The organism is Mycolicibacterium sp. SMGY-1XX (assembly GCF_059132455.1).
The window spans coordinates 3,154,055-3,180,237 of the sequence record NZ_CP101139.1 but is presented as its reverse complement, the minus strand read 5'-3'; the positions used below and the strand labels follow the sequence as shown (position 1 = coordinate 3,180,237).

The window sequence follows — 26,183 nt, the reverse complement described above, 5'->3', positions numbered from 1 at the left end:
AGAGGCCTAAACCGCCTTGGGTTTGGCGTCCTCGGCGGACTTCGGCTTGGCGTCGATACCGGATTCTTTGCGCTGCTGCGGTGTGATCGGCGCGGGTGCATCGGTCAGCGGGTCGACGCCGCCGCCGGACTTCGGGAACGCGATCACCTCGCGGATGGAGTCCACCCCGGATAGCAGCGCGACGATGCGGTCCCAGCCGAAGGCGATACCGCCGTGCGGCGGTGCGCCGAAGGTGAACGCGTCCAACAGGAAGCCGAACTTGTCCTGGGCCTCGTCGTGGTCGATGCCCATCATCGCGAACACCCGCTCCTGCACGTCGCGGCGGTGGATACGGATGGAACCGCCACCGATCTCGTTGCCGTTGCACACGATGTCGTAAGCGTTGGCCAGCGCCGAGCCGGGGTCGGTGTCGAAGGTGTCCAGCGACGACGGCTGCGGTGAGGTGAACGCGTGGTGCACAGCGGTCCAGGCCCCAGAGCCGACGGCGACGTCACCGTGGGCTGCGGCCTCGTCCGCCGGCTCGAACAGCGGCCAGTCCACCACCCAGGTGAACGCCCACGCGTTCGGGTCGATCAGGTCGAGGCGCTTGGCGATCTCGATGCGGGTGGCGCCCAGCAACCCGCGAGCAGCCTTCGGGGTGCCGGCGGCGAAGAAGACGCAGTCGCCGGGCTCGGCGCCGACGTGCGCGGCCAGGCCCTCGCGTTCGGCGTCGGACAGGTTCTTGGCGACGGGCCCGCCCAGGGTGCCGTCCTCGGCGATCAGGACATAGGCCAGGCCCTTGTGCCCACGCTGTTTGGCGAACTCCTGCCAGCCGTCCAGGGTGCGCCGCGGCTGCGACGCGCCGCCGGGCATGACGACCGCGCCGACATACGGCGCCTGGAACACCCGGAACGGGGTCTCTTTGAAATAGTCGGTGCACTCGACGAGCTCGACACCGAAGCGCAGATCGGGCTTGTCCGAACCGAATCGGCTCATGGCCTCGGCGTAGCCGATACGCGGCAACGGCAGCGGCAGGTCGTAGCCGATGAGCGCCCACAGGGCTTTGAGGATCTGCTCGGACACCGCGATCACGTCGTCGGCGTCGACGAAACTCAGCTCCATGTCCAGCTGGGTGAATTCGGGCTGGCGGTCGGCGCGGAAATCCTCGTCGCGGTAGCAGCGCGCGATCTGGTAGTAGCGCTCCATCCCGGCAACCATCAGCAGCTGCTTGAACAGCTGCGGGCTCTGCGGCAGGGCGTAGAACGAGCCCGGCTGCAGGCGCGCGGGCACCAGGAAGTCGCGGGCGCCTTCCGGCGTCGAACGGGTCAGCGTCGGCGTCTCGATCTCCACGAAATCGTGCTCGGCCAGCACCGAACGGGCGGCGGCGTTGACTTTGGAGCGCAGCCGCAACGCATTGCCGGGGCCTTCGCGGCGCAGGTCGAGGTAGCGGTACTTCAGCCGGGCTTCCTCGCCGGCGGTGTCGTCGAGCTGGAACGGCAGCGGCGCGCTCTCGCTCAGCACCGTCAGCGAGGTGGCGTTCACCTCGATCTCGCCGGTCGCGATCTCGGTGTTCGCGTTGCCCTCGGGACGGATCTCCACCACACCCTCGACCAGGACACAGAACTCGGCGCGCAACCGGTGCGCCTGCTCGAGCACGCCCGCCTCGCGGAACACCACCTGGGACACTCCGGAAGAGTCGCGCAGGTCGATGAAGATGACACCGCCGTGATCGCGGCGGCGCGCCACCCAGCCCGCCAACGTCACGGTCTGGCCGGCGTCGGTTGCCCGCAACGAACCCGCGGTGTGACTGCGCAGCACAAATACTCCTTGTTCGGATGGCTCGAAAGACTGGAACAGTCTAGGTGGCCGGTCGACGAGCCTGCGGTACGAGGGGGAGACAGGGCCGGACACCATGAAAAGAGGGCGTCGCCCGGCATTCCCCGCCACGGCAGTAGACAGTTATCGTGAGCTGTCTACCTGGAGGTGCCCATGGCCAAGAGCTATCCCTGCGAGCACGTCGACCTGAGCTTCGTCGACACCGCGCCCTACCGGTTCGTGAGCACCGTCGACCTGGCCATCACCCCGCAACAACTGTTCGAGGTCCTCTCCGACGAGACCTCCTGGCCGCAGTGGGCCTCGGTGATCACCAAAGTCATCTGGACCAGCCCGAAGCCGTTCGGCGTCGGCACCACCCGCACCGTGCACATGCGCGGCTTCATCGTGGGCGAGGAGGAGTTCCTGGCCTGGGAACCGTTCACGCACATGGCTTTCCGGTTCAACACCGCGACCACCAACGCCATCTCCGCCTTCGCCGAGGAATACCGCGTCGTCGAGACTGCGCAGGGTTGCCACCTGACCTGGGTGATGGCCATCAAACCGAACGGGCCGGCGGGCAGCCTCGGCATGTTCCTTGGCCGGCCGGTGATGGGGTGGCTGTTCCAGCGGTTCCTGCACAACCTGCGCCGCTACACCGACGCCCGGCTAGTACAGGCCTGACCAGGCAGCGCGACGAACCCGGTCGGGATCCTCGACGGTGATGTCGCGGGCGGTCTGGATGACGCGGGTGGCGCGGGCGTCGGCGTCGTAGCGCGGCCACTCCGGATCCCACACCGGATCCCGCCCGGCGTCCGGTTCCCAGCCGTGAGTGGCGAAGTTCAGCCAGGTCCGCTGCATCCGCCGCCCCACCCCGGGCTGGAGCCGACGGCCGAGCGGGTGCAGCTTGCGGCCCAGGTACGACCCGTAGCTGTGCTGGATGTGCACGATCTCGCTGCCGTGGGTGGCGCCGAGACCGAGCGCCCGCAGCGTCCAGGTGGTGTGCTCGAAGCGGTAGACGTAGGTGGGGGCATGCGCGCTGTACGCGTCGGTGAACGCCCAAACCGGGGCACCGAACATCACATCGGAACCGATCGAGATCAACGCCCGCCGGCGCGGGAATTCCGGATATCCGCCCAGCACCTGTTCGCGTGCACGCGGATCGGCGCGGGAGAAGAAGGCGTCGACGGTCTCCAGCGTCGTCGGCAGCATCGGCGGCTTGGTCCAGGCGAACATCGACGCCTCGTGGCTGTTGGTGCCGATGATCAGCGGCACCCGGCTCACGGCGCCGCGGCGGGCGGCCTCGATGGGATGGTGCGGCAACAGTTCGGTCCCATGGGTCAGCCCGTAGGCCAGCGTCGGGGACGTCGCCGCGCTGTGCAACTGGATCACGCCGGCAGCGCGGCGCAGCCGCCGCTGCGGCAACTCCTTGAGCTCCGCGGGTCCCACACCCACCGTCTCCAGGAAACGCTCGGCCTGTGCGGCGCGCGTTTCCCGGTCGGCGATCAGCGGCAGGGCCGGGCTCTGCGCGATGGCCCGGGCAAACAGGCCCTCGGCCGCCGGGCACGCCAACAGCGCCAGCACCGACGTCGCACCCGCCGACTCGCCGAATACCGTGACCCGCTCTGGGTCGCCGCCGAACGCCGCGATGTTCTCGCGCACCCAGCGCAGCGCCGCGAGTTGGTCACGCAGACAGAGATTGTCGTCGAACCCGTCGCCCAGTGAGCCCAGTTCGAAACCCCCGAACACCCCGATCCGGTAGGTGACGTTGACGACGACGACACCGTTGGCGGCCAGCCGCGACCCGTTGTACAGCTGCAGTTGCCCGGCGCCGTAGACGAACGCGCCCCCTGGAATCCAGACCATCACCGGCAACGAGCCCGACGTGTCGGGAGACCACACCGTCACCGTCAGGCAGGCCTCGTCCCTGATCTTGGGATCGTCGCGGCCGCCGCCGACGAAGGACCTGCCCTGCGGAGGCAGGGGCCCGTGCTCCACCACATCACGGACACCCGACCAGGGACGCAGCGGCGCGGGGGCCTGGAAGCGCCGGTCACCCACCGGCTGCTGCGCGTAGGGCACACCACGCCAGACCGCCACCCCACCTTCGGTGGTGCCGCGCAGCACACCCTCCGACGTGTGCGCCAGAGTCGAGAGTTCGACGAGGTGGGTCACGTCAGAATCCTAGTGTGCGAAGCTTTATGCGCACGTTGAGGCCGGTGGCCCAAGAGCTGTCAGGGAGGGGTCTGCGATGACTTTCAACGAAGGTATGCAGATCGACACGAGCACCACCACATCCAGCGGCGGCGGTCGCGGCCCCGGTCGCGGCATGGCCATCGGTGGCGGTGTCGGGGGTCTGGTGATCGTGGTGCTGGCGCTGTTCCTCGGGGTGGACCCGGGAAACATCCTGAGCCAACAACCACTCGACACCCAGGGGGTCGAGGCGCCCGGCGTGGACATCAGCCAGTGCCGCAGCGGTGTGGACGCCAACACCAACGTCGACTGCCGGGTGATCGCCACCGGCAACTCCGTGGATGCGGTGTGGGCCGAGTTGCTGCCCGACTACAGCCGGCCGCAGATGCGGCTCTTCACCGGATCGGTCGACACCGCATGCGGGCCGGCCACCAGTGACGTGGGACCGTTCTACTGCCCCGGTGATCAGACCGCCTATTTCGACACCGATTTCTTCGACGTTCTGGTCACTCAATTCGGTTCCAGCGGTGGACCGTTGGCGCAGGAGTACGTGGTGGCCCATGAGTACGGCCACCACGTGCAGAACCTGCTCGGCGTGCTGGGCCGCGCGCAGCAGGGCGCACAGGGCGCCACGGGCAACGGTGTGCGCACCGAACTGCAGGCCGACTGCTATGCCGGGGTCTGGGCGCACTACGCCGCCATCACCAAACAGCCGGGAACCGATGTGACTTTTCTACAACCGTTGAGCGACAACGACATCAACGATGCCCTGTCCGCGGCGGCGTCGGTGGGCGACGACCGCATCCAGGAGGCGGCGACGGGCCGGGTGAATCCCGAGGCCTGGACCCACGGTTCGGCCGAACAACGCCAGAAATGGTTCACGCAGGGTTATCGCACCGGCGACCCGAACACCTGCGACACCTTCGCGACGAACGACCTTGGCTAGGGGCACTACGGCGGTCGACGAGGTCGCCGAACGCTACCTGGACACCTTTGCCACGCTGGACCCCTGCGGCGCAACCGAACTCGGCGTCCTCGGGCATGACGACGAGCTGACCGACTACTCCCCCGACGGAGTGACGGCACGCGCCGACGCCGCCCGGGCGGCACTGGCCGAGCTCGGCACCGTCGACCCGGTGGACGACACCGACCGGGTCACGGTGGCCGCAATGCGCGAGCGCCTCGGCGTCACCCTGGATCGGCACGAGGCGGGCCTCGACATCGGCGAGCTGAACGTCATCGACTCCCCGTTGCAGATCATGCGCAACGTCTTCGATCTGATGCCCACCGACACCGATTCGGACTGGGCGGTGATCGATCGCCGGCTGGCGCTGATCCCCGAACGGGTGCGCGGTTACGCCGCGGCGCTGCGGGAGGCCGCCGGCCGGGGCCATGCACCGGCGGCCCGTCAGGTCGAGCGCGGTATCGCCCAGGCACACCGGACCCAGGGGCTGTTCGTGGGGATGGTCGCCGGGGAGCCGGCCAAGAGCCCGCTGCTCAACAACGACCTGTTGCGCCATGCCGAAGCCGCCGGCACCGCTTACGCCGAGTTGGCGGACGCGCTGAAGAGCGACATCCTGCCGGCGGCCGGCGCTGAGGACGCCTGTGGGCGTGAGGCGTACCGGCTGCACTCGCGGGCCTTCCTGGGCGCCGAGGTGGACCTCGACGAAACCTACGCCTGGGGTTTGCAGCAACTGGAAAGCATTGTCGCCGAACAGGAATCGATCGCCCAGCAGCTGTATCCGGGCGAGTCGGTGGCGGGCGCGATCAAACGCCTCGACGCGGACCCGCGCTACGTCATCACCGGAACCGATGCGCTTCAGCGGTGGATGCAGGATCTGTCGGACCGCGCGGTGGACGCCCTGGCCGACACCCACTTCGACATCGCCGACCCGTTGCGCAAACTGGAGTGCCGGATCGCGCCGACGCAGAACGGCGGCATCTACTACACCGGGCCCTCCGAGGACCTGACCCGCCCGGGCAGGATGTGGTGGTCGGTGCCGCCTGCGGTGGACACCTTCCACACCTGGCAGGAGACCACCACGGTGTTCCACGAGGGTGTGCCGGGGCATCACCTGCAGATCGGCCGCGCGGTGGTGCTGGCCGATCAGCTCAACCGCTGGAGACGGTTGGCGTGCTGGGTGTCCGGGCACGGTGAGGGTTGGGCGCTCTACGCCGAACGCCTGATGGCCGAGCTGGGTTGGCTCGACGACCCGGGCACCCGGATGGGCATGCTGGACGCGCAGCGGTTCCGCGCCGCCCGGGTGGTCATCGACATCGGTGTCCATTGCGGACTCAGCGCACCCGACGGCGGCACCTGGGATGCCGCGCGCGCATGGGAGTTCCTCACCACCCACAGCGCGATGGCCGAGGACAATCTGCGCTTCGAGCTGGACCGCTATCTGGGCTGGCCGGGACAGGCACCGTCGTACGCGGTGGGTCAGCGAATCTGGCAGCAGTTGCGCAACAAGGTCACCGCAGACGGGGTCTCGCTGCGGGAATTCCACCGCCGCGCACTGGATCTGGGCGGCCTGCCGCTGAGCGTGCTCGCCTCGGCCCTGAGCAACGAATTCGCGTGAGCTACAACCGGCTCTTCGACTCGATCGAGTTGTCGACCGCACGCAGCGGGCGGATCAACCCCTCCTGGACGAACGACGCCAGCAGGGCGCCATCCTCGGTGTGCACCGTGCCGCGCACGTAGGACATGCCGGCGCCCACCTGGGTGCTCTCGTGGGTGTAGAGCAGCCAGCCGTCCCAGCGCACGGGCTCGTGAAAACTGACGGTCACGGTCATGGGCGCCGTCGACACGGTCAGATGCGCCTGGCTGGTGCCGATCCCGGCGTGTGCCCGCATGGTGGTCGAGATACCCAGGTGGCCGGTGAAATAGGCGATCAGCGCTTTGGCCAGATCCTCACGCGTGGGCACCGGGTCGTAGTGCAGCCAGGCGTGCAGTTCCGGTGGCCCCACCTCGTCGGGGCTGTTGACGTCCACCACATCCACCAGGCGCACCTGCCTGCCGGTCATGGGCATGTGCGCGACATTGGCGTCTGCGGGTGCGGTCACCTCCGGCTTGGGCAGATGGTGGGTGATGACATCGCCGGAGGGCACATCGGCGAGCACCGTGACGGTGATGGCCCGTTTACCGTTCTGCGCGGCGGTCACCACCGCGGTGGCCGTGGACCGTCCCTCATGCACCACGTCGATGGCCAGTTCCACCGGGGCGCCGACAAACACCGCCCTGCTGAACACCGCATGCGCTGACCGGATGGACTTGTCCGGAAACCGTTTGGCGACCGCGACGATCGCCTGGGCCAGCACCTGGGTGCCCTCCACCACCTGTCGGTCGTCCTCGCCGGCCCGACCGGTGTCGGCGCTCACCTGATCACTTCCGGTGAGCTCGACGTCGAAGAGGTCGATGAGCTCGCCGAGCGTCCACAACGCCTGGTCCGAATCGGTTGTCATGACCCTCCCACCTGCAGTGACAGCGGATATCGCACCCCTGATGCAGCGGCGCATCAGCATGGTAACGTCGTTTGCACTAAAGCGGTAATGCCATTGCCATTTTCGGCATACGGACTACAGGGAGGTGGGCCGGTGACGCAGGCCGCAAGCCCGGAACAGATCCTGTTCGCCTCCACGGCTCAGGCCTTCCTGGACAAGGAAGCGTCCCTGGCCAGGGTCCGCGAACTGCACCGACAAGGCACGTCTTTCACCCCGGACTGGTGGCAGCGCGCGGCAGAACTGGGCTGGGCCAGTCTCTTGGTTCCCGAAGAACTCGGCGGCGGCAGCGTGTCCGGGGACGGGGTGTCCGACCTGGCGCTGGTGGCTCAGCAAATCGGGCGCACCGTGGCGCCCGGCCCGCTGCATCCGGTCAGCACGGTGCTGGCCGCACTGGCCGAAGCCCCCGCCGGGCACGAAAGCACCATCGAAGCCCTGGTCTCGGGCGAACTGGTGGCCTCCTGGGCGGTGTACGAACCTCGACGGCCATGGGCACCGTCGACACCTCAGGTGACGGCCGCCGCGACCGGCTCCGGTTACCGTCTCGACGGGGTGAAAGATCGGGTCGAAGCCGGCGACCAGGCCGGTGTGCTGCTGGTGGTTGCCGCCACCGATGCCGGGGTGCGCCAGTTCCTGGTGCCGACGGACTCCGCCGGTGTCAGCGTCGAGCCGCAACGGTCGGTGGACATGGTGAAGCGTTATGCGCGTGTCCGTTTCGACGGCGTCGACGTCGGCGAAGGCGCCCTGGTGGGCAGCCCGGAGCAGACGGAGGCGCTCATCGACCGGCAGACTCAGATTGCGCGGGTGCTGCAGTGCGCCGAATCCGTGGGGATCTTCGACGCCGTGCTGACCATGACGGTGCAGTGGGCCTTCGACCGGCACACTTTCGGTCGCCCACTGGCGTCCTACCAAGCACTCAAACACAAGTTCGCCGACATGAAGCTGTGGCTCGAATGCTGCCGCGCCACCACCGCGGCCGCGGTGGCCGACGTGGCGCAGCGCTCACCGAACGCGGCGCTGTCCACACAGATCGCCAAATCCTATGTGGGCGAACACCTGCCGGTCGCGGTTCAGCAGTGTGTGCAGTTGCACGGCGGGATCGGCGTCACCTGGGAACACGACCTCCACCTCTACCTGCGCCGGGCTGCCCTTTACCGGTCGCTGTTCGGCACCCCGGAGGATCTGAACATCGCCGTCTACCATCAGCTCAACGAAGTGGAACTCGCCTCATGACCGACACGGTTGCCACCGAGACCGTAGCCGAGTTCGCCGCCAGGGCGCGCACCTGGCTGGCCGAGAACATGCCGCGTATCGATCCGGACAACCCGCCGTTCTCCGACCGCGGCGACGAAGGGTCGTGGCTCCGTGCACGCGAGCTGCAAAAACTGTTGTGGACAGGCGGATTCGCCGGAATCTGCTTCCCCCGCGAATATGGCGGGCTGGGGCTGCCGATCCAGTACCAGAAGGCGTTCGACGCGGAAACCCGCAGCTATGAGATGCCGCTGATCCTCAACACACCGAGTTTCACCATCTGCTGCGCCACCATTCTCGACACCGGCAGTGAGGATCAGAAGCGCGACCGCATCTCGGCCGCACTGCGGGGCGACGAGGTGTTGGTGCAGCTGCTGTCCGAACCCAACGGTGGGTCCGATCTGGCCGGCGTCATCACCCGAGCTGACCGTCAGGGCGACACGTGGATCATCAACGGCGCCAAGACCTGGAGCACCAGCGCGTTCGCCGCGGACTACGGTTTGATGCTGGCGCGCACCGATTGGGCCGTACCCAAGCACGAGGGCCTCACCATGTTCCTGGTGCCGATCAACAGCCCCAGCATCACCATGCGGCGCATCAAGCAGGTCGACGGGTCGGAGGAGTTCTGCGAGGAGTTCTTCGACGGCCTCGAACTCGGCGACGACGCCGTGGTGGGCGAGGTCAATGCCGGCTGGACGGTGGCCTCCCGGCAGCTGTACCACGAACGCCGCGCGGTGGGCGGCGGCTCGGAGTTCGCCAGCGGCAAGGGAAGTGAGAACGCCCAGGAGGCGCCCACCGACTTCGCCGCTCTCGCCGAGGCCACCGGCCAGGCCGACGATCCACGGATCCAGGCGCTGGCCGGGCGCGCCCTGGTGCACCGAGCGGTCAAAGAACAGCTGATCGACCACGTGTTCCGCGGGGTCAACGACGGTTCGCTGCCGCCGACGGCGGGCACCTTGATCCGGCTCTACCACGCCGAACAGGTGGAACTCGAAGTCGACACCGCACTGGCGATCGCAGGCACCGCCGGTGTGGTCGACGAACTCGACGGGCTTCTCGGCGTCGGTGAGCGGTATCTGTCCCGGCAAACCGCCGCCCTGGGCGGCGGAAGCACCGAGATGGCCAAGAACGTCATCGGCGAACGGATTCTCGGCTTCCCCCGCGAGTACGCCGCCGACCGGGGCGTGCCGTTCAACCAGGTCAAGCGCAGCCGCACCTGAAACCACCCGCTCCGACACCTGCTCGTTCCGCGCCGCCTCGGACTCCGGTTTGGCTATTCTGTCCCGATGAGCCAGCCCACCACCGAAGTCTCCCCCGCTCTGGCCGCATCGCAAGCCTCCTGGAAAGCCGTCCAGTCGCACGACAAGCAGGCGTGGCTGGGGTTGATGGCCGACGACGTGGTGATCGAGGACCCGATCGGCCAGGCCATCACCAATCCCGACGGCACCGGCGTGCGCGGCAAGGAGGCGGTGTCGGCGTTCTATGACACCAACATCGCGTCGAACAAGCTCCGTATCACTTGCGAGGAGACCTTCCCCTCCAGCTCACCCGACGAGATCGCGCACATCCTTGTCCTGCGCAGCGAGTTCGAGGGCGGGTTCAGCAGTGAGGTCCGCGGTGTGTTCACCTACCGCGTCGACAGCGAAGGCAAGATCGCCAACATGCGCGGCTACTGGAACATGGACGTCATGAAATTCGAATCGGCACAACAGAATTAGACAGCGAGATCAGAACAGCGTCGGCTGCAGGTCCTCGGCAGGTGCAGCCTCGGGCGGCGACACCCGGGAGAACCGGCGCTCGTCGCCGGTGAGCCCGTACTTGGCCACCAGTGGAGCAGCCCGCTGGCGCAACATGGCGCGGTACTCCTCCGGTAGGTAGGCCCCGTGGCGATAGAGCTGGCGGTAGGGCGTCACCAGTTGCGGATAGGCGCTTGCCAGCCATGACATGAACCAGCCCCTGGTGGTGCCACGCAGGTGCAGGCCGAACACTGTGACGCTGGTGGCGCCGGCCTCGGCGATCTGCCCCAACAGGATGTCGAGGTGCTCGACCGAATCGGTGAGATACGGCAGCACCGGGGCCACCATGACGTGGCAGTCCAGACCGGCCGCGCGGATGGCGGAGATCAGCTGCAGCCGCGCGTGCGGGGTCGGGGTGCCGGGTTCCACCTGCCGGTGCAACTCGGCATCGCCGATGGCCAGCGAGACAGACACCGACACAGGCATTTCCGTGGCCGACTCGGCGATCAGCGGGAGGTCGCGCCGCAGCAGCGTGCCTTTGGTGAGGATCGAGAACGGCGTCTTGAAGTCGGTGAGCGCGGCGATGATCCCGGGCATCAGGGCATAGCGCCCCTCGGCTCGCTGATACGGGTCGGTGTTGGTGCCCAGCGCCACCGTTTCGCGGCGCCAGCCGGGCCGGCTCAGTTCCCGCCGCAGCACATCGACGACATTGGTCTTGACCACGACCTGGGTGTCGAAGTCGTTACCGCAATCGAGATCCAGGTACTCGTGGGTGGGGCGGGCGAAACAGTACCGACAGGCGTGCGAGCAGCCGCGGTAGCCGTTCACGGTGAACTTGAACGGGAGCATGGACGCGTCGGGCACTTTGTTCAGCGCCGACTTGCACAGCACCTCGTGAAAGGTGATGCCGTCGAACTGTGGAGTGCGGACACTGCGGATGAAGCCGATGCGCTGCAGACCGGGCAGCGCCCCGTCGTCGACGTTCACACCCTGAGCTGCCCACCGCATGCGTTCAATGCGAACACATGTTCGACAGCGCTGTCAATGGGGCGCCCAGGGCGGTCAGCCGTTGATCACCACTGCGACAGCTGGCACCGCACGTTGTAGGGATCGTCGTGGGCAACCTGGACCACGCCGTCGACGGCGATGTCGCAGTGCACGTTCGGAGCGGCCCGCCCACCGTGGGTGGTGCTGCCGACCTGGAGGATGGCCCACTGCGGGTCGGCCATGGTGGTTTCGAAGACCCACGGCACACCCGGGGCCAGGTTCACCGTCTCGCGCTTGGCATAGGCGTAGGCGTCAGCATTGAAGGCTGCCATGCTGGGCGGCTGCGACGTCAGGTAGAAGAGGTCGAACTCATAGGGCGCCGCGGACACCAGCGTGTACCTGACCTGCTGGCCCACCGGCTCGGCGCCGGCCACGCCCGGACCCGCGATACCCGCAGCGGCCAGGAGAGCCGCCGCACCAACTGTGATTGACGCTTTTCGCATGTTGGTCATATCTGCCGACGCTACCTGATCGTTACACCGCCGCCGGAAGTTTGGTCAGACCACGCAACACCAACTAGCTAAGCCGATAGCCAAGCTGTCAAACATCGGGATAACCCCGTCTGGCCACCAGGTTAATTTGTTCGTGACACACAGATATTTCCCAGAAACATAACCGCCTTAAGTTCCGATTCGGCACCCGCGGGGGGTGCCGGTCGGGTCGCGACGAGCCATTTTCACGGGCATTTCTGGTCGCGGGCCGCACTTACTTTTCACGAAAGGCTCTCGATGCGTGGATCTGTGCGTCTCCATCGCTCGTCGTTGAAACGGTCGGCACTTGCTGCCGGCGGCGTGCTGTTTGCTACCAGCTTGATCCTGTCCGGCTGCGGTAGCAAAGCGAGTGACACCGGCACCGCCGCAGAGGCGGCATCGTGCGTCGACACCGAGGGACCCACGATCAAGGTGGGCTCGCTGAACTCGCTGTCGGGCACCATGGCCATCTCCGAGGTGACCGTGCGCGACGCCATCAAGCTGGCGGTGGACGAGATCAACGCAGCCGGCGGCGTCTTGGACAAGCAGATCGAACTCATCGGTGAAGACGGCGCCTCCGAGCCCACCGTGTTCGCCGAGAAGGCCGAGAAGCTGATCAGCAGCGACTGTGTCGCCGCGGTGTTCGGCGGCTGGACGTCCTCGAGCCGCAAGGCCATGCTCCCGGTGTTCGAGAGCGCCAACTCGCTGCTGTACTACCCGGTGCAGTATGAGGGCCTGGAGTCCTCGCCCAACATCTTCTACACCGGCGCCACCACCAACCAGCAGATCGTGCCCGCCTTGGACTACCTGAAGGAGAAGGGCGTCAAGTCCCTCTACCTGGTGGGCAGCGACTACGTGTTCCCGCAGACCGCCAACCGCATCATCAAGGCCTACGCCGAGGCCAATGGCATCGAGATCAAGGGCGAGGACTACACCCCGCTGGGCTCCACCGACTTCTCCACCATCGTCAACAAGGTCCGCACCGCCGATGCCGACGCGGTGTTCAACACCCTCAACGGCGACTCCAACGTGGCGTTCTTCCGCGAGTACCGCAACGTGGGCCTCACCCCGCAGGACATGCCGGTGGTCTCGGTGTCGATCGCCGAAGAAGAAGTGGGCGGTATCGGCGTGGAGAACATCACCGGCCAGCTGACCGCGTGGAACTACTACCAGACCATCGACACTCCGGTGAACACCGCCTTCGTCGAGGCCTACAAGAAGGCCTACGGAGCCAACAAGCCGACCTCGGACCCCATGGAAGCGGCCTACACCTCGGTGTACCTGTGGAAGAACACCGTCGAGAAGGCCGGCGCCTTCGACACCAAGGCCATCCAGGACAACGCCGACGGCGTGACGTTCGACGCTCCTGAAGGTCTGGTCACCATCGACGGCGAGAACCACCACATCACCAAGACCGCGCGCATCGGCGAGATCCGGCCCGACGGTTTGATCTACACCATCTGGGAGTCGCCCGGCCCGATCGAGCCGGATCCGTTCCTGAAGTCCTACCCGTGGGCCGCCGGACTCTCCGGCTGAGGCACGACTAGATGGATGTCCTGATCGGACAGCTGGCAACAGGATTGAGCCTCGGCTCGATCCTGTTGCTCGCTGCACTCGGATTGTCGTTGACCTTCGGTCAGATGGGCGTCATCAACATGGCGCACGGCGAGTTCATCATGGCCGGCTGCTACACCGCCTTCCTGGTGCAACAGATCGTTTCCAGTGCCGGTGTCTCACTGATCATTTCGCTGATCGTCGGATTCCTCATCGGCGGCCTGCTGGGTGTGTTGCTGGAAGTCACGCTGATCCAGCGGATGTACCACCGGCCGCTGGACACGCTGCTGGTGACGTTCGGTGTCGGCCTGATCCTGCAGCAGGTCGCCCGCGACATCTTCGGTGCACCCGCGGTCAACGTCATCGCCCCGTCCTGGCTGTCCGGCGGCTTCGACATCATGGGCGCGGTGGTGCCCAAGACCCGCATCTTCATCCTGGTGCTGGCCGTCGTGTGTGTGACCGTGCTGGCCGTCGTGCTCAAGGTCAGTCCCATGGGCCGCCGCATCCGAGCCGTGGTGCAGAACCGCGATCTCGCTGAGACCAGCGGTATCTCCTCACGCAAGACCGACATCACCACGTTCTTCATCGGCTCCGGCCTGGCCGGTGTGGCCGGTGTGGCGCTGACGTTGATCGGTTCGACGAGCCCGACCATCGGCCAGAGTTATCTGATCGACGCGTTCCTGGTGGTCGTCGTCGGTGGCCTGGGCCAGATCAAGGGCACCGTGATCGCGGCGTTCGGCATCGGGTTCTTGAACTCGTTCATCGAGTACAACACCACGGCGTCGCTGGCGAAGGTGATCCTCTTCGTGCTCATCGTCATCTTCCTGCAGGTCCGGCCACAGGGCCTGTTCACCGTTCGGACAAGGAGTCTCGTATGACACGGCTTCTCGGCCGGTGGCAGACGTGGGCGGGGTTCGGTATCGCCGCGGTGCTGCTCTTCGGCGTCATGCCCGCGGTGCTGTCGGACTTCCGGCTCAGCCTGCTCGGCAGATTCCTGTGCTTTGCCATCGTGGCGGTCGGCATCGGGCTGGCCTGGGGCCGCGGCGGCATGCTGGTGCTGGGCCAGGGCGTGTTCTTCGGCCTCGGCGGCTACATGATGGCGATGCACCTCAAGGTCGCCGATGCCCAGATCGCCGGCGACGACGTGCCGGATTTCATGCAGATCCAGGGTGTCCGTGAATTGCCCGGATACTGGGCACCTTTCGCCTCTCCCCTGGTGACATTGCTGGCCATCTTGATCATCCCGGCCGGGATCGCGGCGGCTCTGGGGTTCGGGGTGTTCAAGCGCCGGGTCAAGGGCGCCTATTTCGCCATCCTGTCCCAGGCGCTGGCGGCGGCGCTGGCCATCCTGCTGATCGGTCAGACCGGCCTCGGAGGTTCCAACGGGCTCAACCGGTTCCGCACGTTCTTCGGGTTCAACCTCAACGACCCGCTGAACCGCCAGATGCTGTACTTCATCGCCGCCGGAGTGCTGCTCGCCGTGGTCGCCATCGCACGGCAGCTCATGCAGAGCCGATATGGCGAACTGCTGGTGGCGGTGCGCGACGGCGAGGAGCGGGTGCGCTTCCTGGGGTATGACCCCGCCAACATCAAGGTGGTGGCCTACACCGTCGCCGCCTTGTTCGCCAGCATCGCCGGTGCACTGTTCGCGCCGATCGTCGGGTTCATCGCCCCATCGCAGGTCGGCATCCTGCCGTCCATCGCGTTCCTCATCGGCGTGGCGATCGGCGGCCGCACCACCCTGCTGGGCCCGGTGCTCGGCGCCATCGGTGTGGCCTGGGCGCAAACCCTGTTCTCCGAACAGTTCCCGTCGGCGTGGACCTACGGGCAGGGCCTGCTGTTCATCCTGGTCGTCGGCTTCTTCCCCGCCGGCTTCGCCGGGCTGGCGGTGTTCCTCAAGCGGAAACGCAAGGCCGCGGAGAAAGAACCTGTACCGGACTCCGACCCTGACCTCGAGAACGAGAAAGTGGGGGCGCCCTCATGAGTCACCCGGGCACGCTGGAACCCGTCGCGGGCGGCAACGCCGGCATGGGCGCCCAGTACCTCGAAGTGCGCGGGCTCACCGTGGATTTCGACGGGTTCAAGGCGGTACAGAACGTCGACCTCACCCTCTTCCAGGGTGATCTCCGGTTTCTGATCGGGCCGAACGGCGCCGGCAAGACCACGGTGATCGACGCGATCACCGGCCTGGTGTCGGCCACCGGATCGATCAACAAGTCCGGCAAGGAACTGGTGGGCAAGAAGGTGCACCAGATCGCCAAGCTCGGAGTGGGACGCACGTTCCAGACGGCGAGTGTGTTCGAAAAGCTCACGGTACTGCAGAATCTCGACATCGCAGCCGGCGCCGACCGGTCGTGGTGGACACTGCTGCGCCGCCGCGGGACGGTACTGCCGTCCATCGAGGAGGCCCTGGAGATCACCGGGCTCGCACATCTGGCCGACAGACCGGCGGGGGTGCTGGCACACGGGCAGAAGCAGTGGCTGGAGATCGGCATGCTGCTGGTGCAGAACGCCGACGTGCTGCTGCTCGACGAGCCCGTCGCTGGGATGAGCACCGAGGAGCGGGAGGAGACCGGAAACCTGTTGCGGCGCATCGGCGCCGAACGCACGGTGGTGGTGGTGGAACACGACATGGACTTCATGCGCGCGTTCGCCACCTCGGTGACGGTGCTGGCCCGCGGCCAGGTGATCGCCGAAGGCACCGTCGCCGAGGTGCAGGCCAACCCCAAGGTGCAAGAGGTCTATCTGGGAACCGCCGCGGCCGGCGCCGACGGACTCGACGAAACGGAGGCGTCGTAGATGCTGCAACTGGTTGATGTACACACCGGATACGGCCGGTCCGAAGTCATCCACGGCGCCAGCGTCGAGGTGCCCTCGGACGGCGTGGCCGCGGTGATGGGCCACAACGGAGCCGGCAAGACGACACTGCTGCGGGCCGCGGTCGGGCTGCTCAAGTGCACGGCGGGCAAGGTGATGTTCGACGGTGAGGACATCACCAAGCTGCGCCCGTCGGCGCGGGTGGCCCGTGGGCTGGCCTACGTCCCGCAGGGCCAGCAGTCCTTCGGGCAGCTGACCACCATGGAGAACCTGCAGGTGGTGGCCGATGGCCGCAAGAACGGCAAGCAGCTGATCGATGAGCAGCTGGACCTGTTCCCGGCCCTCAAGGAACTGCTGACCCGTCGCGCCGGTCTGCTCTCGGGCGGCCAGCGCCAGCAGCTGGCCATCGCGCGGGCGCTGATCACCACGCCCAAGACACTGATCCTCGACGAACCCACCGAAGGTATCCAGCCGTCGGTGGTGCACGAGATCGAGGAGACCATCACGGCGTTGACGCAGCGCGGCAACCTCGGGGTCCTGCTGGTCGAGCAGCACATCGGGTTCGCGCTGGAATCGGCACAGCAGTACTACATCCTCGAGGCCGGCCGGGTGACCCACAGCGGCACCGGCGGCTCGGCCTCCGAAGAGGACGTCCGCGCCGCGATGGCGATCTGAGAACCATGGCCATCTGAGAACCAGGGCCATCTGAGAACCAGGCCGAGCGCGCGTGTTTGCACAGCAACACGCCGAGTTTCTCGTACAAACACGCGCGCTCGTCACCGGGGCGGTGGCAGGCTGCAGGGCATGACTGCGCCTGCCACGCCCCGGATCCTCGCCGACACCGGCGGACTGGTGGTCACCGACGACGGCCGACGGGTCAACGTGATCGACCGCGCGACCGGAGGATTGACCATCGCGGCCTTCGTGCTGGGTGTGGTGGCACTCGTGGTCGGTGGTTTCGGCGTGGTGGCCGTCGCGACGGGCGCTCCGTCGCGGTTGCTCGGTGCGGTGTTCACCGCCGCCGGTCTGGCCGTCGCCGCCCTGATGCTGCTGGTGGTGCGCAAGGTCAAGCAGCGTCGCACCGCGCCGCTGGGCAGCTGTCGGTCGGTCGCCGTCCTGGATCGCAAACTCAACCTGTTCACCGTCGCGGGCGGCGCACTGCTGCCCCTGGACCGGATCCGTTTCGAACGCCGCATGCAGCTGGGCTCCAGCTCGTCCAAACTGGTGGCCGTCACCCCCGGCGGCGTCCATGTCCTCAAGCGCGGCAACCCTTTTGACGGCAGCATCGGTGAGGCCGACCAGATCCTCAACGAGGTGGTGCAGGGCGGTGCCCTGCCCGCATGACCGACCGCCCGTACCCGCGGCGAGCGTGCGTGATGTGCGCGCTGGGACCGGTGTGTCGCGGGCAGACACGCGCGCTCGCCCTAGGTGGGAGGTCAGTGGGATAGGCGTGAAAGCACTTCGGCGACAACGGCATCGGATGCGACGTCCACCTGCTCGCCGGTGCCGAGGTTCTTGACGCCGACGGTGCCCGCCTCGATATCACGGTCACCGGCCACCAGCGCGATCGAGGCGCCCGAACGGTCGGCGGCTTTCATCGCGGCTTTGAGGCTGCGGTCACCGTAGGCCAGGTCGGCGCGCACTCCGGCGGCCCGCAACGTCGCGGCGAGCACCGCCAGTTCGAGCTTGGCCTGCTCCCCCAGCGGCACACAGAACACGTCGACCCGGCTCGCCGAACTGACGGTCTTGCCCTCGGCCTTCAAGGCCAGCAGCGTGCGGTCCACCCCGAGACCGAATCCGATACCGGACAGATCCTGCCCGCCCAGCTGACTCATCAGCCCGTCGTAGCGTCCGCCGCCACCGATGCCCGACTGGGCGCCGAGCCCGTCGTGCACGAACTCGAACGTCGTCTTGGTGTAGTAGTCCAGGCCGCGCACCATGCGCGGATTGATCACGTACGGCACCCCGATCCGGTCCAGGTGCGCCAGCACGGTGTCGAAATGGGCCTTGGCGGCATCGGAGAGGTGGTCGAGCATCACCGGAGCATCGGCGGTCATCGCCCTCACCTCGGGCCGCTTGTCGTCGAGCACCCGCAACGGGTTGATCTGCGCGCGCGTGCGCGTGGCCTCGTCGAGATCGAGCTTGAACAGGAAATCCTGCAACAGCTCCCGGTACGCGGGCCGGCAGGTGTCATCACCGAGTGAGGTCAGCTCGAGGCGGAAACCGGTCAGGCCCAGCGACCGGAACCCGGCGTCGGCGATCGCGATGACCTCGGCGTCCAGCGCCGGATCGTCGACTCCGATGGCCTCGACGCCGACTTGCTGCAGCTGGCGGTACCGGCCCGCCTGCGGTCGTTCATAGCGGAAGAACGGACCCGAGTAGCAGAGCTTGACCGGCAGCGCCCCACGGTCGAGACCGTGTTCGATCACGGCGCGCATCACCCCGGCCGTGCCCTCCGGGCGCAGCGTCACCGAGCGGTCGCCGCGGTCGGCGAAGGTGTACATCTCCTTCGACACCACATCGGTGGACTCCCCCACGCCACGCGCGAACAGCGCCGTCTCCTCGAAGATCGGCAGTTCGACATCGCCGTACCCGGCGCGGCGCGCGACCGCGAGCAGACCGTCACGGACGGCGACGAATTGCGCCGAGTCCGGTGGCAGATAGTCGGGAATGCCTTTGGGCGCCTTGAACTCGCTCACTTGCAGTGTCAGCTCTCTTAATCAGTTGCGGGTGAGTCGGCGCACGGCGCCGACGGTGGTGGACGAGCCGTGACCCGGTAGTACCACGGCGTCGTCCTCGAGGACCATCAGTTTTCCCAGGGCCGCAGGCGCGGCATCCCCGATGAACACCACCGGGACGGATTCTTCGTCGCTGTCGGCGGTCACCCGGTACACCACCGAGCCGGCGGTGTGACCCGGCGTGTGGTCGACGGTGACGAGGATATCCGCGATCTCCAGCTCGTCGCCGTCGCGCACGTCCATCAGGGTGTCCGGCTGTTCTGCACCCATGTCTTCCAGCAGCGACCGGTCGGCGAAGTGGAGATAGGTCGGGATGCCCCAGCCGACGCTCAGGTCGAACGCCGAGGCAGCGTGGGCGGCATGGCCGTGGGTCAGTAGGACAGCGGCCGGGGTGAAGCCGTTGACCGCGAAGTAGTACTCCAGGGTGGGCACCGCCTCGTCACCGGGATCGATGACGATCGCCTCCGCGCCCGGCGCCGCGGCCACCAGGTAGCAGTTGACGCCGCCGGGTCCGGTGGCGAAGCCTGTGATCAGCACGCCGACAAGTTTCGCACGCGGGTCGACACCGACCCAGCGGCCGCGGGCTGGCACACTCGGAGCCAACGAAGTCAATCGACCCCCAGAGAAAACACGGAGGGCATCGGCGGTGCCGACGAACGAAGAACGACGAGAGACAGCCAAGCGCAAGCTCGAGGAGCAGGTGCAGCAGCGCGAGGCGCAGGCCAGGAAGCGCCGGACGATGACCATCATCGGAGGCTCGGTGGCAGCGGTTGTCGTGATCGCGGCGGTGGTGGCCACCGTGGTGATCACCCAGCGTGATTCCAGCAGCACCACCGCCTCCGCCTCCACCACCGAACCCACCTCGTCGGTGTTCGACGCGCCGACAGCGGCTCCGCCCGCCACCGGCCAGCTGCCGCCTTTCACCCCGCTGGCCAGCACCGGGGCTGATTGCCAGTATCCCGCCGCACAGCCCGCCAGCAAGGAGAACACCCCTCCGCGCACCGGCAAGGTGCCCACCGACCCGGCGTTGATCAGTGCCAGCATGGCGACCTCCCAGGGCAACATCGGCCTGCAGCTGGACAACGCCAAGTCGCCCTGCACGGTGAACAGCTTCGCCAGCCTGGCCCAGCAGGGCTATTTCAACGACACCCCGTGCCACCGGCTGACCACCTCGCCGTCGTTGTCGGTTCTGCAGTGCGGTGACCCGACCGGGCAGGGCACCGGCGGCCCGGGCTATGAGTTCGCCAACGAGTACCCCACCGACCAGTACCCGCAGAACGATCCCGGACTGCAACAGCCGGTGTTGTACCCCCGCGGCACCCTGGCCATGGCGAACGCCGGCCCTGGCACCAACGGCAGTCAGTTCTTCCTGGTCTACGCCGATTCGCAGTTGCCGCCGCAGTACACGGTGTTCGGCACCATCGACGAGACCGGATTGGCGACCCTGGACAAGATCGGCGAGGCCGGGGTCGACGGCGGTGGCCAGGACGGCCCACCGGCGCAAGAAGTGACGATCAAGACGCTCGCGCTGGACTGATCTCGCCGATGACGGTCCCGCCGCCCTACGGGCCGCCGCCGAGCCCGCAGTGGCCGGGCCCGCCGCAGCCCTGGCCCTACCCCGACCCTCCCGAGCCGCACAAACCCACCAACGGCCTGGCCATCGCGTCGCTGATCTGTGCGGTGTTGTTCGCCCCGCTGGGGGTGCTGTTGGGCCATCTGTCGCTCTGGCAGATCAAGCGCCGCGGCCCCGATGCCCAGGAGGGGCGCAACTTCGCCGTGGCGGGGCTGATCGTCGGCTATTCACTCACCGTCATCGCGGTGGTGTCCGTGGTGGCGGTGTCGTCGTTCTTCTCGTGGGCCAACAGCCAATTCGACAGCCGCGCCGGCTTTCCCGAGCCTCCGCCGCTCACGGCCCGCCCGATGCCGCAGGATCTGCCGGCGTTCGATCCACCCGCGGATCTGGGCAGCGCGTGCACCTACTCCCCGACCGGTGAGCCGGCGAGCAAGCCGGCCAGGCCGCCGCGTGGTGGAGTGGTGCCCACCGACCCCGCCACGGTGGCGGCCACTCTGCTGACCAACGACGGCGCGATCGGACTGGAGTTGGACAACGGCAGAGCGCCGTGCACGGTCAACAGCTTCGTCAGCCTGGCGCAGCAGGGCTTCTTCGACGACACCCCGTGCCACCGGCTGACCGCCAACAACTCGTTGTCGGTACTTCAGTGCGGCGACCCGACCGGCACGGGCACCGGCGGACCCGGATACGAGTTCGCCAACGAGTACCCCACGAACCAGTACCCGCCGGACGATCCGGGCCTGCAAAAGCCGTTGCTGTATCCGCGCGGCACCCTGGCCATGGCCAATGCCGGTGCCGACACCAACGGCAGCCAGTTCTTCATCGTCTACGAGGACTCCAGGCTGCCGCCGACCTACACGGTGTTCGGCTCGGTCGACGAGACGGGACTGGCGACGGTCGACGAGATCGCCGCCCGCGGGGTCACCGGGGGCAATCTGGACGGTGAACCGGCAAAGCCGGTCACCGTCGAATCCATCCGGCTGGACTGAATCCGCACGCTCGATTGCGCGCGCAGGGGTGAGAGCCCGAAAGCGAACGAAGATTCAGCAAACGAACCGATACAAAACAACTTCTTGCTGACCCCGTTGCTTGCATTTATGGTCGATAGAGACACATGAGCAACTTGAGACTGTGTTGCCCCACCGGGGATGCGGTAGCACTGTTCAAGAGGGGGCAAAATGGCTGATCAAACGGCGGTTATGACCCGAACTACGCCACCGTGGTGGCGCGCGACGACAGCCCTGTCCGGCCGGATGCGAGATCTGACGGCCGCTGACAGATGTGCGCTGACCGAAGCAACCACCGACTCGCAGCTAATGAATTCGTCGACGCCCACGTCAATTGTTTGTCTATATGTCTCGATCACCGGACTGGCGCTGGACTGCGATACGGGCTCGGTCACCGGGTCGCTGGCAACCTCCAGCCCGCTGACGTTCATCCCGGGCGCGGTGCGCACCGCACGCGGGTTGGCCCGGGTCTACCGGGACGGCACGGTTCATTACACGCCGTCCACCGAAGCGCGCCGAGCGGCCTCGCGGCCCGACGCCGCATTCCTCGGTCACCACCGCGACACTGTGTCTGTGATCGCCAAGGACGCCGACGGCGAACCGGTCCGGGTCCAGACCACCATCGCCATCCTCGGATTCTGACCCGTTCACGTCCCACACCCGCGGCAAGGGTTGCACTAGCCTGCTGCCCATGCCGCTGGAAAGCGACCTCTATCCGCCGGTCAAGGCGCTGCTCGAAGGTCAGGGTTACGTCGTCAAGGGCGAAGTCAGCCACTGCGATGTGGTGGGGGTCCGCGGGGATGAGCCGCCGGTGATCGTGGAACTCAAACGCGCATTCAGCCTGGGCCTACTGCTCCAGGGCGTCGACAGGCTGACACTGACCGACACCGTGTACCTCGGCATCGGGCGAATACCCAAGCAGAGCAAGGAGATCCGCACCCTGTGCCGGCGGCTGGGGCTGGGGCTGATCGTGGTGACCGGTCAACGGGCCGAAGTGCTGATCGACCCCGCGCCGTACGCCCCGCGCAAGAACAAGCGCAAGGCCGGGCGGCTGCTCGGCGAACACGCCCGCCGGGTCGGGGACCCCAACCTCGGCGGTTCGTCGACCCGGGTCCCGATGATCACCGCCTACCGCCAGGAGGCGGTCCGCTGTGCCGAGTTGCTGCGCGACGGCCCGATGCGGTTGGCGGACATGCGGGCCAGCGCCGATGTGCCCAACGCTGCCAAGATCCTGCAGAAGGACTACTACGGCTGGTTCGAGCGCGTCGAGCGTGGCACGTACGCGCTCACACCCGTGGGTCAGACCGGGATCGCGCGGTACTCACCGAGTTCTGCAACCGGGTCATGAACGCCGGTCAGGCGGGCGGTGCCTGATCGCCGCCTTCCTCCCCACGCTCGTACCTCGCGAGGGTCGGTCAGGCGGCGGCGCCTGATCGCCGCCTTCCCCCCACGCTCGTACCTCGCGAGGGTCGGTCAGGCGGCGGTGCCTGATCGCCGCCTTCCTCCCCACGCTCGTACCTCGCGAGGGTCGGTCAGGCGGCGGACGTCACTCGGTACACGTCGTAGACACCCTCGACATTGCGCACCACGTTCAGCACGTGTCCCAGGTGCTTGGGATCGCCCATCTCGAAGGTGAACCGGCTGATCGCCACCCGGTCATCGGAGGTGGTGACCGAGGCGGACAGGATGTTGACCTTCTCGTCGGCCAGCACGCGGGTGACATCCGAGAGCAACCGGTGCCGGTCGAGCGCCTCGACCTGAATGGCCACCAGGAACACCGAACTGGGCCCCGGCGCCCACTGGACGTCGATGATGCGCTCGGACTGCTCCTGCAGCGAGGCGGCGTTGGTGCAGTCGGTGCGGTGCACGCTCACCCCGCCGCCACGGGTGACGAAACCCATGATGGCGTCACCAGGCACCGGCGTGCAGCACTTGGCGAGCTTGCTCAGCACCCCGGGCGCGCCGGGCACGGCGATCCCGACGTCGTCGCTGCTGCGTTGCCGGATCGGCACGTTCGACGGGGTGGACCGCTCGGCGATCTCATCCTCGGCGTCGTCGGCTCCTCCCAGAGTGGCGATGAGACGCTGCACCACATGGTGCGCCGAGATGTGACCTTCACCGACCGCGGTGTAGAGCGCCGACAGATCGGTGTAGCGGAGCTCGCGCGCCAGCGCACCCATGGACTCGGCAGTCATCAACCGCTGCAACGGAAGTCCGCCGCGGCGCACCTCGCGGGCGATGGCGTCCTTGCCGGATTCCAGGGCCTCTTCGCGACGCTCCTTGGCGAACCACTGCCGAATCTTGGCCTTCGCCCGCGGTGAAACCACAAACGTCTGCCAGTCGCGCGACGGCCCCGCATTGGGCGCCTTGGAGGTGAAGACCTCGACCACTTCCCCGTTCTCGAGTTTGCGTTCCAGCGCGACGAGACGGCCGTTGACGCGAGCTCCGATACAGCGGTGCCCGACCTCGGTGTGCACGGCGTAGGCGAAGTCCACCGGCGTCGAGCCCGCCGGCAGCGTGATGACATCACCTTTGGGGGTGAAGACGAAGATCTCCTGTACCGCAAGGTCGTAACGCAGCGACTCGAGGAACTCGCCCGGGTCGGCGGCTTCCCGCTGCCAGTCGAGCAGTTGACGCATCCACGCCATGTCGTCGATCTCTGCTGCGGCGTGAGTGGCCGAAAGTCCGTTGCGGCCCTTGGCTTCTTTGTAGCGCCAGTGCGCGGCGATCCCGTATTCGGCGGTGCGGTGCATGTCGCGGGTGCGGATCTGCACCTCCAGCGGTTTGCCCTCGGGTCCGATCACCGTGGTGTGCAGTGACTGGTAGACCCCGAACCGTGGCTGGGCGATGTAGTCCTTGAACCGGCCGGCCATCGGTTGCCACAGCGAGTGCACCACCCCGACGGCGGCATAACAGTCGCGGATCTCGTCGCAGAGGATCCGCACACCCACCAGATCGTGGATATCGTCGAAGTCGCGGCCCTTGACGATCATCTTCTGGTAGATCGACCAGTAGTGCTTGGGCCTGCCCTCGACGGTGGCACTGATGCGCGACGAGTTCAGCGTCGCCACGATCTCCGCCCGCACCTTGGCCAGGTAAGTGTCCCGCGACGGCGCCCGGTCGGCGACCAGCCGGACGATCTCCTCGTACTTCTTGGGATGCAGGATCGCGAACGACAGGTCTTCGAGTTCCCACTTGACCGTGGCCATACCGAGCCGATGCGCCAGTGGCGCAATGACTTCCAGCGTCTCACGGGCTTTGCGGGCCTGCTTCTCCGGCGGCAGGAACCGCATGGTGCGCATGTTGTGCAGCCGGTCGGCGACCTTGATCACCAGCACCCGCGGATCCCGGGCCATCGCGATGATCATCTTGCGGATGGTCTCGCCCTCGGCCGCGGTGCCGAGAACCACGCGGTCCAGTTTCGTAACGCCGTCGACCAGGTGGCCGACCTCGTCGCCGAACTCGGCGGTCAGCGCCTCGAGCGTGTAACCGGTGTCCTCGACGGTGTCGTGCAGCAGCGCGGCCACCAAGGTGGTGGTGTCCATACCGAGTTCGGCGAGGATGTTGGCGACCGCCAGAGGGTGGGTGATGTACGGGTCGCCGGAACGGCGTAACTGGGTGGCGTGGCGTTCCTCGGCCACGGCGTAGGCCCGTTGCAGCAGCGTCAGATCCGCTTTGGGGTAGATCTCGCGGTGCACCGCCACCAGTGGTTCGAGAACCGGGTTGATGGCACTGCGCTGTGCGGTCATCCGGCGCGCCAGGCGTGCCCGCACCCGCCGCGACGCGCTGCTGGAGGCCTTCGGAGTCTCGACCCGCGGCTCGGCGGACGGCACGGTCTGACCAGGAGAGGCTGCTGGTGAGGTCACCGTTGACTGGTCATCGGCCACTGGCGCGCCACCTCCTTGTCGTATCGGTGTTCATGACTCCTCACCGAGAGTATCCCTTGCGACTCGCCCTTACCCGCAGGTCGCCGCAGTGCCGGTCATACCCTGTGCAGGCTGGTGACCGACAGCGGGGCCACCTTGTCGCGGCCACCCAGGTCGGCGAGCTCAAGGACCACCGCGGCGACGGGCACCACCGCACCGCTCTGCACCAGGAGGCGATGCGCGGCGACCATGGTGCCGCCGGTGGCCAGCACGTCATCGAGGAGTACCACGGTGCGGCCGGCCAGGTCGATGCCGTCGGCGGGGATCTCCAGGACCGCGGTGCCGTACTCCAGCGAGTACTCCTCGCGGTGCACCGGCGGCGGGAGCTTGCCGCCCTTGCGGATGGCCAGCACCCCGGTACCCAGGCGCGTCGCCACCGCCGCACCCAGCAGGAACCCACGCGCGTCGATACCGGCCACCAGATCGGCGCCCTGGGCGATCTCGGCCAGCGCCTCCGTCACCGCCGCCAGTCCGTCCCGGTCCGCGAGCACCGGTGTCAGGTCCTTGAACTGGATCCCTGGTTCCGGGAAGTCGGGCACCTCACGCGTCAGGGACGCGATGATCCGAGCAACGTCGCTCATG

General features: G+C 67.2%; 25 protein-coding genes. 16 read left to right on the top strand and 9 right to left on the bottom strand.

Annotated elements, in window-relative coordinates; translation table 11 throughout:
* Positions 1-6 precede the first annotated feature (6 nt).
* Entirely contained in the window at positions 7-1,797 is a 1,791-nt protein-coding gene (gene aspS / locus NL241_RS15685) for an aspartate--tRNA ligase (protein ID WP_494398019.1), read from the bottom strand.
* Between the two features lie 171 nt (positions 1,798-1,968).
* Between aspS and NL241_RS15680 the strand changes: the two genes are divergently transcribed.
* Positions 1,969-2,475: an SRPBCC family protein gene (locus NL241_RS15680; RefSeq protein WP_487692714.1), complete on the top strand. Its 507-nt coding sequence runs from the start codon at positions 1,969-1,971 to the stop codon at positions 2,473-2,475.
* Here the strand turns inward: NL241_RS15680 and NL241_RS15675 are convergent.
* Complete coding sequence (locus NL241_RS15675; protein ID WP_487692713.1) at positions 2,461-3,966, bottom strand: carboxylesterase/lipase family protein; 1,506 nt, start codon at positions 3,964-3,966, stop codon at positions 2,461-2,463. The genes NL241_RS15680 and NL241_RS15675 overlap by 15 nt on opposite strands.
* A 76-nt stretch (positions 3,967-4,042) precedes the next feature.
* Between NL241_RS15675 and ypfJ the strand changes: the two genes are divergently transcribed.
* Both ypfJ and NL241_RS15665 read left to right on the top strand, forming a co-directional pair.
* A complete protein-coding gene (ypfJ, locus tag NL241_RS15670) occupies positions 4,043-4,930 on the top strand; it encodes a KPN_02809 family neutral zinc metallopeptidase (RefSeq protein WP_487692712.1) in 888 nt (295 codons plus the stop codon).
* Complete coding sequence (locus tag NL241_RS15665; RefSeq protein WP_494398018.1) at positions 4,923-6,563, top strand: DUF885 domain-containing protein; 1,641 nt, start codon at positions 4,923-4,925, stop codon at positions 6,561-6,563. Before ypfJ ends, NL241_RS15665 begins: the two co-directional genes overlap by 8 nt.
* 1 nt (position 6,564) lies before the next feature.
* On the opposite strand, the gene NL241_RS15660 is transcribed toward NL241_RS15665, so the two are convergent.
* Positions 6,565-7,446, bottom strand: coding sequence for an acyl-CoA thioesterase (locus tag NL241_RS15660; protein ID WP_494398017.1), 882 nt, complete (start codon positions 7,444-7,446; stop codon positions 6,565-6,567).
* Between the two features lie 132 nt (positions 7,447-7,578).
* Between NL241_RS15660 and NL241_RS15655 the strand changes: the two genes are divergently transcribed.
* The 3 genes from NL241_RS15655 (at position 7,579) to NL241_RS15645 (ending at position 10,451) form a co-directional block, all read left to right on the top strand.
* The gene (locus tag NL241_RS15655; RefSeq protein ID WP_494398016.1) at positions 7,579-8,715 is read left to right on the top strand and encodes an acyl-CoA dehydrogenase family protein; all 1,137 of its coding nucleotides are present in this window, start codon (positions 7,579-7,581) and stop codon (positions 8,713-8,715) included.
* The gene (locus tag NL241_RS15650; protein ID WP_494398015.1) at positions 8,712-9,953 is read left to right on the top strand and encodes an acyl-CoA dehydrogenase family protein; all 1,242 of its coding nucleotides are present in this window, start codon (positions 8,712-8,714) and stop codon (positions 9,951-9,953) included. Before NL241_RS15655 ends, NL241_RS15650 begins: the two co-directional genes overlap by 4 nt.
* Positions 9,954-10,019: 66 nt before the next feature.
* A complete protein-coding gene (locus tag NL241_RS15645) occupies positions 10,020-10,451 on the top strand; it encodes a nuclear transport factor 2 family protein (protein ID WP_487692707.1) in 432 nt (143 codons plus the stop codon).
* A 9-nt stretch (positions 10,452-10,460) separates the two neighbouring features.
* Here NL241_RS15645 and NL241_RS15640 read toward each other — a convergent pair whose 3' ends face one another.
* Positions 10,461-11,477, bottom strand: coding sequence for an Rv2578c family radical SAM protein (locus tag NL241_RS15640; RefSeq protein WP_487692706.1), 1,017 nt, complete (start codon positions 11,475-11,477; stop codon positions 10,461-10,463).
* A 65-nt stretch (positions 11,478-11,542) separates the two neighbouring features.
* A complete protein-coding gene (locus NL241_RS15635; RefSeq protein ID WP_487692705.1) occupies positions 11,543-11,968 on the bottom strand; it encodes an Rv2576c family protein in 426 nt (141 codons plus the stop codon).
* Positions 11,969-12,256: 288 nt separating this feature from the next.
* Here NL241_RS15635 and urtA point away from each other — a divergent pair, with 288 nt between their 5' ends.
* The 6 genes from urtA to NL241_RS15605 all read left to right on the top strand — a co-directional run bounded on the left by urtA (position 12,257) and on the right by NL241_RS15605 (position 17,701).
* Entirely contained in the window at positions 12,257-13,522 is a 1,266-nt protein-coding gene (gene urtA / locus NL241_RS15630) for an urea ABC transporter substrate-binding protein (protein WP_494398014.1), read from the top strand.
* Positions 13,523-13,533: 11 nt separating this feature from the next.
* Positions 13,534-14,418 (top strand): urea ABC transporter permease subunit UrtB, encoded by an 885-nt coding sequence (gene urtB, locus NL241_RS15625; RefSeq protein WP_487692703.1) that lies wholly within the window; start codon positions 13,534-13,536, stop codon positions 14,416-14,418.
* Positions 14,415-15,524: an urea ABC transporter permease subunit UrtC gene (gene urtC, locus NL241_RS15620; protein WP_494398013.1), complete on the top strand. Its 1,110-nt coding sequence runs from the start codon at positions 14,415-14,417 to the stop codon at positions 15,522-15,524. The genes urtB and urtC overlap by 4 nt, the downstream gene beginning before the upstream one ends.
* Entirely contained in the window at positions 15,521-16,339 is an 819-nt protein-coding gene (gene urtD, locus NL241_RS15615; RefSeq protein WP_487692701.1) for an urea ABC transporter ATP-binding protein UrtD, read from the top strand. The genes urtC and urtD overlap by 4 nt, the downstream gene beginning before the upstream one ends.
* On the top strand, positions 16,340-17,032 hold the full coding sequence (gene urtE, locus NL241_RS15610; RefSeq protein ID WP_494398012.1) for an urea ABC transporter ATP-binding subunit UrtE: 693 nt from the start codon (positions 16,340-16,342) through the stop codon (positions 17,030-17,032).
* A gap of 129 nt (positions 17,033-17,161) precedes the next feature.
* Positions 17,162-17,701 carry a hypothetical protein gene (locus NL241_RS15605; protein ID WP_494398011.1) on the top strand — a complete coding sequence of 180 codons (540 nt, stop codon included), beginning with the start codon at positions 17,162-17,164 and terminating at the stop codon, positions 17,699-17,701.
* Between the two features lie 92 nt (positions 17,702-17,793).
* Here the strand turns inward: NL241_RS15605 and hisS are convergent, their stop codons facing one another.
* The gene (hisS, locus tag NL241_RS15600; protein ID WP_494398010.1) at positions 17,794-19,056 is read right to left on the bottom strand and encodes a histidine--tRNA ligase; all 1,263 of its coding nucleotides are present in this window, start codon (positions 19,054-19,056) and stop codon (positions 17,794-17,796) included.
* A 21-nt stretch (positions 19,057-19,077) separates the two neighbouring features.
* Entirely contained in the window at positions 19,078-19,632 is a 555-nt protein-coding gene (locus NL241_RS15595; RefSeq protein WP_487692698.1) for an MBL fold metallo-hydrolase, read from the bottom strand.
* Between the two features lie 109 nt (positions 19,633-19,741).
* Between NL241_RS15595 and NL241_RS15590 the strand changes: the two genes are divergently transcribed.
* The 4 genes from NL241_RS15590 (at position 19,742) to NL241_RS15575 (ending at position 23,023) form a co-directional block, all read left to right on the top strand.
* On the top strand, positions 19,742-20,632 hold the full coding sequence (locus NL241_RS15590) for a peptidylprolyl isomerase (protein ID WP_487692697.1): 891 nt from the start codon (positions 19,742-19,744) through the stop codon (positions 20,630-20,632).
* An 8-nt stretch (positions 20,633-20,640) separates the two neighbouring features.
* Positions 20,641-21,657 (top strand): peptidylprolyl isomerase, encoded by a 1,017-nt coding sequence (locus NL241_RS15585; RefSeq protein WP_487692696.1) that lies wholly within the window; start codon positions 20,641-20,643, stop codon positions 21,655-21,657.
* A 189-nt stretch (positions 21,658-21,846) separates the two neighbouring features.
* Positions 21,847-22,317, top strand: a complete 471-nt coding sequence (locus NL241_RS15580; protein ID WP_494398009.1) for a hypothetical protein — start codon at positions 21,847-21,849, stop codon at positions 22,315-22,317.
* 49 nt (positions 22,318-22,366) lie between these two features.
* Positions 22,367-23,023, top strand: a complete 657-nt coding sequence (locus tag NL241_RS15575; protein WP_494398008.1) for a DUF2161 domain-containing phosphodiesterase — start codon at positions 22,367-22,369, stop codon at positions 23,021-23,023.
* Positions 23,024-23,207: 184 nt separating this feature from the next.
* On the opposite strand, the gene NL241_RS15570 is transcribed toward NL241_RS15575, so the two are convergent.
* Both NL241_RS15570 and NL241_RS15565 read right to left on the bottom strand, forming a co-directional pair.
* Positions 23,208-25,508 carry a RelA/SpoT family protein gene (locus NL241_RS15570; protein WP_494398319.1) on the bottom strand — a complete coding sequence of 767 codons (2,301 nt, stop codon included), beginning with the start codon at positions 25,506-25,508 and terminating at the stop codon, positions 23,208-23,210.
* A gap of 149 nt (positions 25,509-25,657) precedes the next feature.
* Entirely contained in the window at positions 25,658-26,182 is a 525-nt protein-coding gene (locus tag NL241_RS15565; protein WP_487692692.1) for an adenine phosphoribosyltransferase, read from the bottom strand.
* Position 26,183 lies beyond the last annotated feature (1 nt).